This is a genomic window from Gracilibacillus xinjiangensis (assembly GCF_042651765.1).
Lineage (GTDB): Bacteria > Bacillota > Bacilli > Bacillales > Amphibacillaceae > Gracilibacillus > Gracilibacillus xinjiangensis.
Window position 1 is genome coordinate 1268059 of record NZ_JBHSDT010000004.1, and the last position, 15467, is coordinate 1283525.

At 35.1% G+C, this 15467-nt stretch carries 9 protein-coding genes and 1 pseudogene; 7 read left to right on the plus strand and 3 right to left on the minus strand.

Annotated elements, in window-relative coordinates; all coding sequences use genetic code 11:
* Positions 1-134: 134 nt before the first annotated feature.
* From ACFOY7_RS10280 to ACFOY7_RS10290, 3 genes are all read right to left on the minus strand, one after another.
* Entirely contained in the window at positions 135-2282 is a 2148-nt protein-coding gene (locus tag ACFOY7_RS10280) for a methyl-accepting chemotaxis protein (RefSeq protein ID WP_390251959.1), read from the minus strand.
* A gap of 292 nt (positions 2283-2574) precedes the next feature.
* Positions 2575-3276, minus strand: coding sequence for a DsbA family oxidoreductase (locus ACFOY7_RS10285; RefSeq protein ID WP_390251960.1), 702 nt, complete (start codon positions 3274-3276; stop codon positions 2575-2577).
* Between the two features lie 97 nt (positions 3277-3373).
* Positions 3374-5083, minus strand: coding sequence for a BCCT family transporter (locus ACFOY7_RS10290; protein ID WP_390251961.1), 1710 nt, complete (start codon positions 5081-5083; stop codon positions 3374-3376).
* 349 nt (positions 5084-5432) lie between these two features.
* On the opposite strand from ACFOY7_RS10290, the gene ACFOY7_RS10295 reads away from it, so the two are divergent.
* From ACFOY7_RS10295 to ACFOY7_RS10325, 7 genes and pseudogenes are all read left to right on the plus strand, one after another.
* On the plus strand, positions 5433-5693 hold the full coding sequence (locus tag ACFOY7_RS10295; protein WP_390251962.1) for a phage holin family protein: 261 nt from the start codon (positions 5433-5435) through the stop codon (positions 5691-5693).
* A gap of 17 nt (positions 5694-5710) precedes the next feature.
* Positions 5711-6589 (plus strand): peptidoglycan-binding protein, encoded by an 879-nt coding sequence (locus ACFOY7_RS10300; protein WP_390251963.1) that lies wholly within the window; start codon positions 5711-5713, stop codon positions 6587-6589.
* A 395-nt stretch (positions 6590-6984) separates the two neighbouring features.
* Positions 6985-8445, plus strand: a complete 1461-nt coding sequence (locus ACFOY7_RS10305; protein WP_390251964.1) for a SulP family inorganic anion transporter — start codon at positions 6985-6987, stop codon at positions 8443-8445.
* Positions 8446-8463: 18 nt separating this feature from the next.
* Positions 8464-8880, plus strand: a pseudogene (locus ACFOY7_RS10310) (universal stress protein).
* Positions 8881-9004: 124 nt separating this feature from the next.
* Positions 9005-10795 carry a methyl-accepting chemotaxis protein gene (locus ACFOY7_RS10315; protein ID WP_390251965.1) on the plus strand — a complete coding sequence of 597 codons (1791 nt, stop codon included), beginning with the start codon at positions 9005-9007 and terminating at the stop codon, positions 10793-10795.
* 146 nt (positions 10796-10941) lie between these two features.
* Positions 10942-12591 carry a PAS domain S-box protein gene (locus ACFOY7_RS10320; protein ID WP_390251966.1) on the plus strand — a complete coding sequence of 550 codons (1650 nt, stop codon included), beginning with the start codon at positions 10942-10944 and terminating at the stop codon, positions 12589-12591.
* Between the two features lie 75 nt (positions 12592-12666).
* Positions 12667-15450: a bifunctional diguanylate cyclase/phosphodiesterase gene (locus ACFOY7_RS10325; protein WP_390251967.1), complete on the plus strand. Its 2784-nt coding sequence runs from the start codon at positions 12667-12669 to the stop codon at positions 15448-15450.
* Positions 15451-15467: the final 17 nt, after the last annotated feature.

A 15467-nucleotide genomic window follows, 5' to 3' on the forward strand; every position in this document is an offset into this window, starting at 1 on the left:
TTGAAAGAACAGGTTTAGTAGAATAAATTGGCTGGTTCTGAAGAGATTGTGAATTATAAATATACGTGTTGTTAATTAGTAGATGCAACCGAAAAATAAATGCTCCCCTTATAGAAGGGGAGCATTTACAGTTGTTACTCTACTTGAAACTTCTTCATCATTTCTTGTAGTTCTTCTGACAGTTTTTTCAATTCATTTGATGTTGATACAAGTGTTTCACTAACTTTTAATTGTTCTACTGTTGTTGCTGATACTTCTTCACTAATAGCCGAAGATTGTTCAGCCGTAGCACTTACTTGGTGAATCGTTGAAGTTAATACCTCTTGGGAATCCCTTAATTGTTGAATTGATTCGGTAACATGCTGAATTTTTCCAGTAAATGTCCCCATACTTTCCCCAACACTGTTCAACAACTGTTGAGTTTGTTCAGCTTGCGTGACTTGTGCTTGGAAGCGTGGATTTGCTTCTTCTAATACTTGCAATGTATCATTTACTTCACTCACAATACCATTTGTAATTTCTTCGACACGATCAATCGATTGCTTCGACTGTTCAGAGAGTTTTCTAATTTCATCGGCAACAACGGCAAATCCTTTGCCAGCTTCACCCGCTCTTGCTGCTTCTATCGCTGCATTCAGTGATAATAAGTTTGTTTGTTGGACAATATTTGTCAACATGATCATAACATCTGTAATTTGTTCTGTACTCGATTTTAATGTGTCTACTTTGTTTACAAGGGCATTTGTCATTTGCTCTCCGTCTCTTGTTGTTTGAACAAGCTCGTTCATTTTTTCCAGTCCTTCATGACTTCTTTCAAGTACTTCGATCGCATGTGTCTCCATTTCACTATTATTTTGGAATACATTTTCGACTTCATCGTGGATCGTTAAAGCAAGTGTGTTTCCTTTTTCCGCTTCATCTGTTAATCCTGTTGCACCACTTGCAATTTCTTCAGAAGCTGCTGCCACTTCTTTTGCAGATTGTGACTGGGTATGTGAAATATCAGTTAGTTTCGTTGCAGCATCTAATACCATATTTGAAGAGATTGTTGTTTGCTGCATCATCTCAGATATATTTTTTAACATGGTGTTAAAGCTCTGTGCAAGTTCTCCAATTTCGTCTTTTCTATTCATGTCTTCAAAACGTACTGTTAAATCTCCATCTTTCGCATATGACATTAAGCTGGAGATATTTGCTAACGGCCTGGCGACTGTTTTAACAATTCTATTTGCGATAAAAATAGAGATAATAAGGGATATAGCGATAATACCTATTGTTACAAAAAAGATTACGCGAGTATCTTTCGTCAATTCTGACTTTGCCAATGAACCAACTAAAAACCATTCGGTTACTTCTGATGGACGCTTTATTACTACTTGTCCATCTTCATCCAATATATGATTATCCGAGTCAGCTTTTATATCATATGGATACTTTTCTGTAATCTCCTCCTGATTAAATGAAAAGACTACTTGATTATTTTGATCAACAACATAAGGGGTACCATTTTCTCCAATCATTACATTTTGTAATGCATTCTCAAAAACAAGTGTATCAAGCTCAACTAACATTAAATACATCGTTCCGCCAATTCTCAGTTTTTGCGCAAAACTAATCGTTGGATCTTCATTTACGGCAGAGATGCCACCAGATAACCCGCCAATCCAATATGTTGAACCATTAGATTCTACTGCAGCATTATACCAATCACTGCTGAAGACATCTTCTTCAACAACAGTCTGCGATGAAGAAACAATTCGCTCCTTTGCTGTATGGATTAAGTAAAGATTAGTATTCCCATCGATCATTGTAACTTGAGTTAAAGCATCATCGATCGTACTTTTGAGTGTAAAATAATCAAAGTTATTGGTTTCCTCATAATTGTCTAATTCTATTAGTGTATTACTAAAATTTGGAGCCATTAAAATCTCTGTGACCCGATCCTTATATTGCTGCATCAAATAATCTAGTTTATCTCCTGACTGAACGATTGTTTGTTCTGTAGCATCGGTTACTTTGGATTTAATAACATTATTTGAAATAGTATATGATAGCACACCAGTAATGATAACGCTTACTAAAACAGTTAGAAGTATACTGAATAAAATTCGTGTACTAATAGAATGTTTTTTTGAAATAGTTGATTGGTGATCTGCTGCATCTTTTTTCTTTTTCTGTTTCCCAATTTTTATTTTATGTAGGGTATTCCCATTGAAACTGAGCTTCTTTTTCTTAGGTTTGTTCCCGGTTTTTTTCTTAGTGGTGGATAACTTTCTACTCATAATAGACCTCCAGTAATAATTAGTTTATAAGAAAGTGCTTTCAAAATATAGAACTATAAAATAACTCTAGTTGTTTTGGCATATGTATGTATTGACTAATCTAGTACAATAAAACTGTTATATAGTTCAAAATGATTATAACATGGTTAAAAAAAAATAACGATAGGTAATTGGATAATTTCTTTAAAATAGAAATGGGGGAATGTTTAGTTATAAACATTCCCCCAATAATTAGGATCTTCCTTAATACCACACAGATACTCGTTTGTTGCTCATTGTCTGCAAGGTCCAGCTAACTGCAGTTGTCCCCATCACAGAAACTGCCTCTTTTCGTTGAGAGGTCTTGAAGTGTCATTCTGTCGTCTTCCACAATTTTTTCTAATGCATTCATAAATGTTTCTATTGGTTGCGCACCAGATATCGCATACTTACCATTAAAAACAAAAAATGGCACCCCGGTGATTTCCAGTTTTTGCGCTTCTTCCTGGTCTGTTTGAACTTCTTTGGCAAATAATTCTTTATTATCAATTATTTGCTTTGCTTGATCCTCATTTAACCCTAGCTTTTCACAAATTGATAATAGTGTATCTTTATCACTGATATTAGCAGATAAAGTGAAATATTGATATAACATTTCGCTAACAAATTCAGCTTCCTTGCCGAGCGATTTAGCGTATTTACACAAACGGTGTGCATCAAAAGTGTTTGTTGGCTTCATTGTATCAAAAACAAACTCCAATCCAACTGTTTTCGCCTGATCACCAACCTGCTGATTCATCTGCTTCGCTCTTTCTAAAGGCATGTTGTATTTTTTTGCTAACGCTTCATGGATATTCTCTCCATTGTATAACGGAGCATCAGGATCTAATTGATAACTTTTAAATTGTATATCAACGTTAATTTCTTCCGGGAATCGTTCAATGGCTTGCTCTAGCCTTCTTTTTCCTATATAACAAAATGGACATACAAAATCTGACCATATTTCGATCTTCATCATTACACCTCACTTATTGAATATATCTATTCTTACATAAATAAGAATTGCTATAAAGTAATCTGCTTAAAGCGAGGTATTTCATACACTTTTTCTTTTACTTTTTATCATGTAAGTCTTCTTTTATTTCTTCTTTAATTTCATCATAAATTTTATCTTTGACTTCTTCATACATCTCTGTCTTCATTTCTTCATACAAATCACTTTTCACTTCGTCATATACGTCCTCTTTAATATCTTTTGTGAATTCCTTTTTAAATTCTCCCTTCACCCGATTTACTCTTTTCTTCCGATAAAGGTTACGGTCAATTTTCCAGTCTTTCCCTAGTGTGATTAATAAGGAAATAATCATTAGCACCATGACAATGGCGAAGGGCAATGCTGCAATGATAGAAGCTGTTTGTAATGCATCTAATCCACCACCGCCGCTGAATAATAAAACACTGGCGGCGCCTGCAATTAGAAAACCCCATATTAACTTTACAGAGTTCTTAGGTTCAAGGTCACCGTTCGATGTCATTGATCCTAACACAAAGGAAGCAGAATCAGCAGATGTAATAAAGAAAATAAGGATAAGAATTATCGCCAATGTGCTGGTAATGAGACTTAATGGCAATTCAGCTAGCATAGCGAATAATGCTAATTCGACTTGTGAGTTAATTAATTCTGCTAAACCTCCGGCACCATACATCTCAATGTTTAATCCAGTACCGCCAAATGTAGTAAACCAAATAATCGCAAGGAGTGATGGGACAATTAAGACTCCTGCCATAAACTCTCTTATCGTACGGCCTTTTGAAATGCGTGCAATAAAAATACCCATGAAAGGTGCCCATGATATATGCCATGCCCAAAAGAAAATGGTATTAGTACCTAACCATTCACTTTCTGAAAAAGGTGTTAAAGTTAAGGCCATTGGGATAACATTAGTTATATAACCACCAAGTGTTGTAACAAAGTTTTCGGCAATAAATAAAGTAGGTCCTACAATTAACACGAATATTAATAATAACCCTGCAACGGCTAAGTTAATATTGCTTAATATTTTTATTCCCCTGTCCAAACCCCTTACCGCAGAAAACATAAAAAGTAATGTGACAATCGAGATAATTAACAGTTGTACCCATGCGTTATTAGGGATTGGTGTGACATAAGACAATCCACCTGTAATTTGCATTGCACTTAAACCGAATGTTGTCGCCACACCTGTACATGTTGCAATTACTGCCAATGTATCAATTGTTTTTCCAGCCCACCCGTTTACACGGTCACCTAATAATGGATAAAAAGCGGAACTGATTAAAGCAGGACGGTCTTTGCGGTATTGTACATAAGCCAGAGTCATGCCTACAATAGAAAAAATGGCCCATGGATGCATTGCCCAATGATAAGAACCGTAACGTAAACCTGCTAAAGCAGATTCTCGGGAACCGGGTTCATAACCTAAGGGTGGATCCATGAAGTAAAGGACTGGTTCAGCTACTCCCCAAAAGACAAAACCTACCCCAATCCCTGCAGCGAATAACATGCCAATCCATGAAATCCATGAATACTCAGGTCTGTCATCAGGTTTCCCTAGCTTTATTTTCCCGTACGGACTAATAGCTATGACGATTGCAAATAATACAAATAAAGCGGTGATTAACATATAGAACCAGCCAAAATTGGTAATCATCCATGATAACCCCGTACTTGCAGCCTCATTTAGTGAGCTTGGGGAAATAGCTCCCCATAAAACAAACAAAGCAACGAATATAGTAGAAATAATAAAAACAATTCCAACCTGCCCCACCTTTTTATTTTTCATAATTATTATGTCTGAAACGACATATTTCCTCCTTTCGGTAATCTTCGGATTTATTTTATCGTGGTACTATTCAACGGCAAGACCTCCACTGGGGGATTCTCACTTTAATTCCATAACTTACGTTTAATTATTCCCAAATTGAACAACGGTCAATCCAGAAAAAATTATATCCTAAAACAGTACTACTTTTTTAAGAGAAAAATTGATTATAGATATGTAATGTTCTAATTCAAAAGCCAAAACACATTCCGTCTTATTGCATAAGTTAATTGTGAGTCTTTTAATATTTTTGCCAAACAATAACATGGTTTATTAAGGGCTCTAATCATAATCAGAGGAGGTGTTCGTTTTGTTACAAGAATTGCTATCGGTTATGCGGGAGGACTTCTATTATATTGTTCCAGCACTATGGTTTATAGGATACGCTTGTAAAAGAACACCATATATTCCTGATTGGTTCATTGTTTGGATCCTTTTATGCTTCGGAATAACAGCATCTTGCAGTATTTTCGGCTGGAATGTGCGTGCAGCTATTGATGGTGTGATTGCAGTAGGTATCTCTGTATTAAGTCATCAAGTTGTTAAGCAAACCTGGTGCAAGGAAAAATAATTGGAGGAGGTTAATAGGTGGCGGAATATAAAGGTTATCGTATAACTAGTCCATATGGTTACAGAACACACCCAATAAATGGAACAAGGGAATTCCATGCAGGCATTGACCTGGTAAAACAACATAAAGCCCCAATACATGCATTTACTTCCGGTACTGTTCTATATGCTGGCTTTGGTAATAGTGGTACAGGCTTAGGCGGATATGGCAATGTTGTGTTAATAAAAGATAAAAACAGTCGAGGACAGTTATATGCCCATTTAGATCGTGTCATTGTGAAGAGAGGGCAACAAGTTAGGGAAAATCAAGTGATCGGGCATCAGGGAAACACAGGGTATGTTACAGGTTCTCACCTCCATTATGAGGTCCGAAGATTAGCAGAAACAACAACACCCTACGGTTATCGCTCCAACAAGGAAAACTCTACATTAAATCCTGTTACCTATCTCAATCAGTTTTATGTAAATAGTATGCCAACCCCAATTATTTTGAAGAAAGGTTCTAAAGGAAAAGAGGTTATTCGATTACAACAAGATCTTTTAAAGCTTGGGTATTCTTTGCCAAGATACAGGGTTGATGGAGTATTTGGGGATGAAACCTTATTAGCTGTAAGGAATTTTCAACAGGATAAAGGTTTGCAAGTTGATGGAATAGTTGGTCCTAGAACGAGAAATAAATGGTTGAGTACAATGAGGCTTGTTGAAAAGTATCCAGGAAAATATATTAAAAAAGGCAGTACAGGTGAAATCGTTACAATAATCCAAAGGAAATTAGCCATACAAGTTGATGGGATATTCGGAAGCAAAACAGAACATACAGTAAAACAATTTCAGCGTAAGGAACATTTGAGTGTTGATGGAATAGTCGGCCCCAGGACTTGGAAAGCATTATTTTAGTTTAGGATAAAGCAGTGACTTTTATAAAGAAAGAAGTTTGTCATCACAATAAGTATCTTCATATGTGAAATTATTTCGATAATGTACATTATTAAAAGAAGCAAGCCTAACTAAAACTTCAGTCAGTTGTTTAAGTCATACCATTCAGAATAAGAAACGAAAAAAAGCTTATCACTGTAAAATAGTGATAAGCTTTTTCTTTTAATAAAAGTTTTTGTTTATGTTTATTATAGTAAAATGGAGATATTTTTAGTATATAAAAGTAAATCAATCATGGGTGCGTTTTCATTAAACTTTGCCTATTTCCTGAAATGTGGTATGATCTTCTCCGTTCAGTTCGGATTTTCTCTGAGGGGATCAGAGAAGCAAAATAATTAATAAGAGAGAGGTGCCTCATGAACGTCGCAAAAATTAAAGAAGAATGGTTTGGCAATGTCAAGGGAGATATTTTAGCAGGGATAGTAGTTGCACTTGCACTAATTCCGGAGGCGATTGCTTTCTCCATTATTGCAGATGTAGATCCCATGGTAGGTCTCTATGCCTCATTTTGTATTGCAGTTGTTATTGCATTTGTTGGCGGCAGACCTGGCATGATATCTGCAGCAACTGGTGCCATGGCATTGTTAATGGTTACATTAGTAACAGAACATGGTTTACAATATTTACTCGCAGCAACGATCCTGACGGGTGTATTGCAAATTCTTTTTGGGGTATTCAAGTTAGCAGCGGTAATGAAGTTCGTACCCCGCTCGGTTATGATCGGCTTTGTTAACGCATTAGCTATCCTGATCTTCACAGCACAGTTGCCACATTTTGAGGGTGAAGGTTGGATTATGTACGCTTTAGTTGCATTAACATTAGCGATTATTTATCTTTTCCCAATGGTAACAAAAGCTGTTCCTTCCACTTTAGTCGCAATAATCGTAGTAACAGCTATTGTATTATTTGCAGGGTTTGATATTCGTTCTGTAGGTAACTTAGGTAATTTAAGTTCTGACTTGCCAGTATTTCTAATTCCTGATATTCCTTTAAATTTCGAAACACTTGCGATTATTTTTCCTTATTCCTTATCCTTGGCATTAGTAGGTCTACTAGAATCACTGCTAACAGCAAATATCGTAGATGATATGACAGACACGGATAGTGATAAGAATAAAGAAAGCCGTGGTCAAGGGATTGCAAATATCGTAGCAGGCTTTTTTGGAGGTATGGCAGGTTGTGCGATGATCGGACAATCTGTTATTAACGTGAAATCTGGTGGAAGAGGCAGATTGTCAACACTCGTTGCAGGTGGATTCTTAATGTTCCTCATCTTCGTTTTAGGAAGTGTTGTTGTTGACATACCATTGGCAGCACTTGCAGGAGTGATGATCATGGTTTCGATCAGTACATTTGATTGGTCATCCATAAAAAATATTCATAAAATCCCGCGAACTGATGCTGCGGTAATGGTTATGACAGTTGTTACTGTAGTAGTAACACATAATTTATCTATTGGTGTACTAGCAGGTGTATTATTAAGTGCCATTTTCTTTGCAGCGAAAATATCGAAAGTGAAAGTGACACAGATCGTTGCAGTTAATGGTAAAAAGAAAATTTACAAAGTTGACGGGCAGATCTTTTTTGCTTCAGTTAGTGACTTTGTAGCAAAGTTTGATTTCAATGAAAATATTGATGAAGTAGAAATTGATCTTACAAATGCCCACCTTTGGGATGACTCGGCTATTGGTGCATTAGATAAAATTGAAATGAAATTTGAGCAAAATAATGTTAAAGTAAATTATGAAGGGCTAAACAGTGACAGCAAAAGCCTGAAAGATAAGATTGGCGGTATTTCGAAAGCATCGGGTCATTAATGTGAAGAGGTGAGGGGCTTGTATAAAAAGATTCTACTTGCAGCTGACGGGTCAGATCATTCTATAAGAGCAGCATCACATGCTATTAATCTAGCAATCCCTAATAATGGACAAATTGATGTAGTGTATGCTGTTGATAGCAAAACTTCTAAAGAAGATGTTTTGCATGGAATCGATAAGTATGAAGTAAAAAAAGAACGACAAGCTAAGTTAAAACCTGTGGTGGAATTAATGGACGAGAAGAACATTCCTTTTTTCACACATTTCTTGCATGGGGAACCAGGTCCAACAATTGTTGAGTTTGCTAACAATTGAAACTATGATTGTGTCGTAGTGGGCAGTCGGGGATTAAATAAACTCCAGACAATGATATTAGGCAGTGTTAGTCACAAAGTTGCAAAACGTGTTAACTGCCCTGTACTAATAGTAAAATAATATATTTTTTAATAAGAGCTAGTATACTAGCTCTTTTTTCTTATTCTTTTATATCTGAATATGTTAATACATGTTTTTTCATGGTAGAATAGTAGGGAATTCAGCATAGGAGGAGACATTAAAGATGAAAAAACTGCACAAAACCAAATACAAATTACCTATACTAATGGTATTGCTTCTAGTCGTACCTTTAGCAGCCACATCATGGTTCTCTTATCAAAAATCGGAGATATTAGAACGGGCGATTATTCAAAAAGATGATATTATTGAAGTTTCGCCAAAATACGAAAAAACTTTTGATGAATATGAAGAATTTCTGACAGGATTAGTAGAAACAGAAGAATTACAATATGAAAAGGTTACCCCAAACGGTGATTCGGATACAAATTATCCCAATATGCCGAATGTTAACGATCAAGCTTTAACAAATTATTATCAATCTTTTCTCAGTGAGAAAGCCCATGGAAAGGCATTTATTATTAACTTATACATAGGGACAACAGAAGGGGCTTTATATCTAAATAATATACCTGAAAGTAATGTGGATTTGAACAATTATCGATCAACTTCAACTGATTGGTACAACCAAGCAATAAATAGAAATGGTGAAGTTATATGGACAATGCCATATATCGATACAGCTTCAGGCAAACCTACTATTACACTGGCTAAAGCATATACAAATGATCTGGGTGAAACAATTGGTGTAGCGGCTATTGATTTTGATATGTATATGATTGCAACAATGATGAGAAAAGATATCCTCCATTCCACAATTATAACAATGATAATTTCAATCGTAATTGGTCTTGTTCTCGTATTGTTGTTTGTTAGAGGGTTTAACCGGAATATTGCAAATATGAAAATGGAACTAACAAAACTGGCTAACGGTGACTTAAGCGGTCCGCCAATGAAAGTGAAAGGGAAAGATGAATTTGCAGAGTTATTAATAACTGTTAATCAGCTAAAAGACAGTCTTTATGATATGATCAACCAGCTGATGATTGCAACAGCTCGTGTTATGCAGCAAAACACAACCTTAAGGAATGCCTCAGATCAGGTAAAAGAAGGAACAGAGCAAATCGCAGCAACAATGGAAGAATTATCTTCGGGAAGTGAGTCGCAAGCTAGCAATGCTTCTGATCTTACCGCTGTTATGGAAAGATTTAATGAAAAAGTCTCTGAATCAACCCAATTTGGCAGGGATCTTGCATTACAATCCGATGATGTCCTTACATTAAGTAATGATGGGAAACAGCAATTAGATCAATCAGTCGAACAAATGAATGAAATGAAAGAAAGAGTTCGTAATGCAACAAATAAAGTCTTAGGGTTGAATCAACAAACAAATGAAATTGATAAAATTGTGCTTGTTATTAAGGAGATTGCTGAACAAACGAATCTGCTTGCATTAAATGCAGCTATAGAATCGGCAAGAGCTGGAGAAGCGGGTAAAGGATTTGCAGTAGTTGCCAACGAAGTGAGGAAGCTGGCAGAACAAGTATCTAATTCTATATCTGGGATAACCGATATTGTGAACAAAATTCAAGATGAATCAACTGAAGTAACTGCATCATTACAGTTAAGTTTTGAAGAAGTCGAAAAAAGTTCAGAGCAAATCATGGTAACGGGTAAATCTTTTGAAACAATCAATCATTCGATTAATACTATGGCTGAAAAGATACATTCAATTGTTGGTCAACTTCAGCAGATCAATGAGAATAGTATGGATATGTATCGATCTGTTGATGAAATAGCAGCGGTTAGCGAAGAATCCGCTGCAGCAGTACAGCAAACGGCAGCGTCTGCAGAAGATATGAACCACACAATGGAAAGTGTAACCAAAAGTGTTGGTGAAATGGAAGAACTTTCAGCAGATTTAGAAAAGCATGTCGAAAAGTTTAAAATAACATAACATAATCGGACCAGGAAGACTCTCTGGTCCGATTTTTTTATGTTCTCCACAGCTTTATTACGATATAATATAATTATATCTGAAAATATTCGATAAAATTCGACAAATCAATAGGGTGAAGCTATATAGGAAAGAAGGTTATTGTATTGGCACGAAGGATAGAAAGCTCCTTCTTAAATATATTAACATACGGTCTGACAGATCAAATATATGCAGTCCGTCCTGTTGGAAATAGACAATTTGTCTATGATTTTTTAAATAAAGCTGCATGTATCAGGACAACGTTAACAGAAGAAGTGGTTGGCAAGAACTTAAGTGATGTACTTTCGAATAAAGAAGCAATATACTTAATAGAAAAATATCAAGAGGTAGTGGATACAAATAAGGTGGTTAAATATAGAGATTCCTATAGAAAAGATGGCGGTACTTTTTATTCTGAAACTATTTTAACGCCTTTATATGACCAGTCAGACCATATTTATTTAATTGTTGCAGCAGTGAAAGACGTTACAGATCAAATTCAAGCAGAGCGAGAGTTAAAACAGATTTGGGCAGAATTAAATAAAAGTAAAAAAAGATATGAATCTCTCTTTAGAAATAACCCTGACGCTATTTTATCATTTGATTTTAATAGAGTAATAATGAATAGCAATCCACAAATGGCAGATCTGCTTAATTATACTTCTGTCGAGTTGAAAGGCAGACAGGTTTCAACAATTTTTGATGAACATTCGGTAGAGGGCTTTAATCAGTTGCTGACAGATGCATTAAATGGAGAAACAAAGGTCAGTAGAACATTGTTACGTGATAAGGGGAATAAACTGATTCATGTTACAGTAAAATTAAGTCCTATCGTCATTAACCATGAAGTAGAGGGAATATATGCTATTTTTCATGATATTTCTGCACAACTTAAATCAGAGCAGAGGTTATATGAAAGTGAAGAGCGTCTGAAAGTTATTGCAGAGAATGCAAATGATCTTATCACTTTACTGAATCATCAAGGGAAAATAGTCTATGCCTCGCCATCCCATAAACGAATAGTAGGATTTAATGAACAAGAATATGTGAACAAAATCTTTTTATACAACACCCATCCAGATGATCAGGAGAATTTAAACAAGATTGTTACAAAGTCCATTAAAAATGGTAAGCCTTTTACAATCGAAACTAGGCATATTACAAATGATGAAGATTATATTTGGCTAGAGTCTAAAGGTACTCCAGTATTTGATGATTTGGGATTGTTCAAGCATATGGTTGTTTTATCAAGAGATATTACAGTACAGAAAAATAATCAAAAGAAATTAGAATTTGATGCAATGCATGATCATTTAACAGATTTACCTAATCGAAGGCTGTTCAAACTCCATCTGAATAAAGCAATAAATAACAATAACCAATTAGCAGTATTAATGGCGGATATCGATGATTTTAAAAGGATCAATGATTCATTTGGTCATGATGTAGGGGATGCAGTCATAAGAGAATTCGGGAAACGAATGGAGCAATTGTTGACAGAAAGAGATATAGTTGCTCGCCTTGGCGGAGACGAATTTATTATGCTGGTCCAGGGTCAAACGGAAAAGGAAGTAATTCATTTAGCGCAGGAAATAAAAAAACGAATGGATGAGGACTGGAAAACTATTAAAGATGGGCTTAAAGTTACGGCAAGTATCGGCATTACAATGAATCAAAATAGTAATCCTTTTGAAATAATGAAACAAGCAGATTTAGCGTTATATGATTCAAAAAAGGAAGGAAAAGATGGATTCAGTATTTTCTCACAGGGGTGAAGTAAATGTTATTAAACTCTTTCAAATGTGATATGATGGTCAAAAGTCCTATTTTCTAGCGGGGTGAAGCTGTTGTTGAAAGATGCCTTACGAGTTTCTGCTGTATATACAGTTGCAGGAGTATTCTGGTTTTTTATTTCTGATATACTGATAGAATATTTTCGTTTAAATGCCTTTTATCAAACATATAAGGAACTGTTTTATATATTATTAACTGGCATCTTATTATTTTTTATTGTGCAAAAATTGAATAAGCAATATGAGCGTGAATTACTGCGAAGAAGAGAAACAGAGAAGAAGCTGAATGAAAGTGAACGATTCGCAGGTCTTTTTGATCATGTAACCTCCGGTCTTGTTGTAACAGATCCTAATCAAAAGGACAACCCTATTATTTATGTGAATAAAGGATTTGAGAGATTAACCGGTTTTACCAGTAAAGAGGTTATAGGTAAGAACTTCGATATTCTTCGAGGGGGTTCTACCAGCGAGTCTGATAAAGAAAAAATTAAACATGCAGTTCAGAACAAAACTCCTTTACAAATAGAAATAGGTAATTATAAAAAGAATGGTCAATTTTTTTGGAATGAATTGAAAATTTCCCCTATAACTAATGAAAACGGAGCAATAAAATACTTCATTGGTATTCAAAACGATATTACGGAGAGGAAAAAACAGTCAATATTACTTGAAAATCAGTTTAGAATTATCAAGGCATTACTTACTTTCAAAGGTCAACCTAAGGCTTTTGAGGAAATTTGCCTAATAATTGAAGAACATATGGACTATCAGTGTTTAATTTTTGAATGTGATCAAAAAAAGGAGAAATTAACAGCTTTAGCATCTGCCTCTTTGCCTTCAGCTTTCCTGGAGGAGATTAGTGACTTTCCGATACAAAAGAGCGAGGGAGTGACAGGTGAAGCTGTTTTTCAAAAGAAAACAATGGTAATGGATCATGTGGATGGGAAAATGCAAAACAAAAAATATGTAAAAATAGCAAAAAAATATGGCATCCAATCAATATGGTCAACACCAATTATTACCGCTGAAGGGAATGTCTTTGGTGCATTAACAATGTATAAGAAAATACCATATCATCCATCAGAAAGCGAACTTCAGACATTGGAGACATATGCGTATATTATTGGATTAGTAATGGAGAATATGCAATATCAAAAGCAAGTTAAGAAAAGTGAACAACGCTATCAATTTATCGCAGATAATGTGACAGATATTATTTGTCTATTAGATGAAAAAAAGGAGATAACGTATATTTCTCCGGCGATCAGTCAATTGGTCGGGGAACAGGGAATAGAAGTGCTATGGGAAGAAAAGTTGCCGGCAAAAATGATAAATCGTATTGAAAAATTTGTGAATTATTTATATCAAGTTGATAGTATAGAAACAATGGAAACAGAAGTAATTGATTTTAAAGGTAATATCCATTGGCTGGAAATAAAAGGACGTAAAATAGTTGATGAGAATGGTAAGCGGAATACGTTGTTGGTTGCTCGGGATATAACTTCACTAAAAAAATATCAAGAATCACTTGATAAGATATTATACTATGACTCATTAACACAATTGCCGAACAAATACAGGTTGCGAAAAGACTTAGAAGATTTTATTCAATCAAATCATCACTTTTACTTCGTGATGCTTGATTTTGTAAATATGAAAGAAATTAAACGAATCTACGGTACGGAGATCTGGGATAATATTTTGCTGAAAATGAAGAATAAGATCCTTCATCTATTTGACCCTGCTTACCTCTCCAGAAGCGGGGAAGACGAATACTGTTTCCTGTTGACAGAGGATACGAAGTCAACATTGCAAGGTAAATTAAATCAATTTAATAGTATGTTACATTCTCCTTGGAAATTTGACCAGCAAGAACTGATGATTACACCAAGTATAGGTATTGTTTTTAACCATAAACAAACAGCAGACAGGATGTTGTTACAGGCACAAGAAGCATTACAGGAAACAAGAGAGAATGGCAATACTAATATTATATTTTATGAAGATCACTTTTCAACTAATAAACAAAACAGGTCCGTATTAATTAAGAAAAATCTATTCAAAGCAATTGATAATGATGAATTAGAGGTAGTCTATCAGCCGCAAGTAGACACAGAAAAAGGAAAAGTAATAGGATTTGAAGCGCTTGTTCGCTGGCAAAATAATGAGTTAGGAAATGTACCGCCAGGTGAATTTATCCCGATAGCGGAAGAAACAGGCTGGATTATTCCGGTTGGTGATTATGTTATTAATCAAGTAATCAATGATATTTTATATTGGGAAAAAGAAGGCTCTTCATTTGAGGTATCCATTAATATATCATACAAGCAATTAGAAGAGGGAGATCTCCCCAGGAAAATAAGAGAGAGATTAGAATGTATGGAATTTCCTGCTGACCGATTAAGTTTTGAGATTACGGAAAGCCTGCTTATCGAGAATATTGATTTATCAATTGTGGTATTGCAACAATTGCATGAATTAGGAATCCGAATTGAAGTAGATGACTTTGGAGTGGGTTATTCTTCTCTATCATACTTAAGGAAATTTCCTATTGATGCTTTAAAGATAGACAGATCTTTTGTTGAGAATATTCATAGAGATTCAAAAGAGTTAGCTATTGTTCAAGCTATTATGGAAATGAGCCGAGCATTAGAGTTAGAAGTAATAGCAGAAGGTGTAGAAAATAAAAAACAAGTACAATTATTACAAGAGCTTGGATGTAAAATATATCAAGGTTTCTGGTTTAGTAAGCCATTAAAGAAAAAGGATATAGACACTGTTCTTTCTATGATTCATCAAAAGAAAATTCCCGAGTTATTGACCCCTTCTCCATTCTCATAGTCGAGGAACTTTTCTAT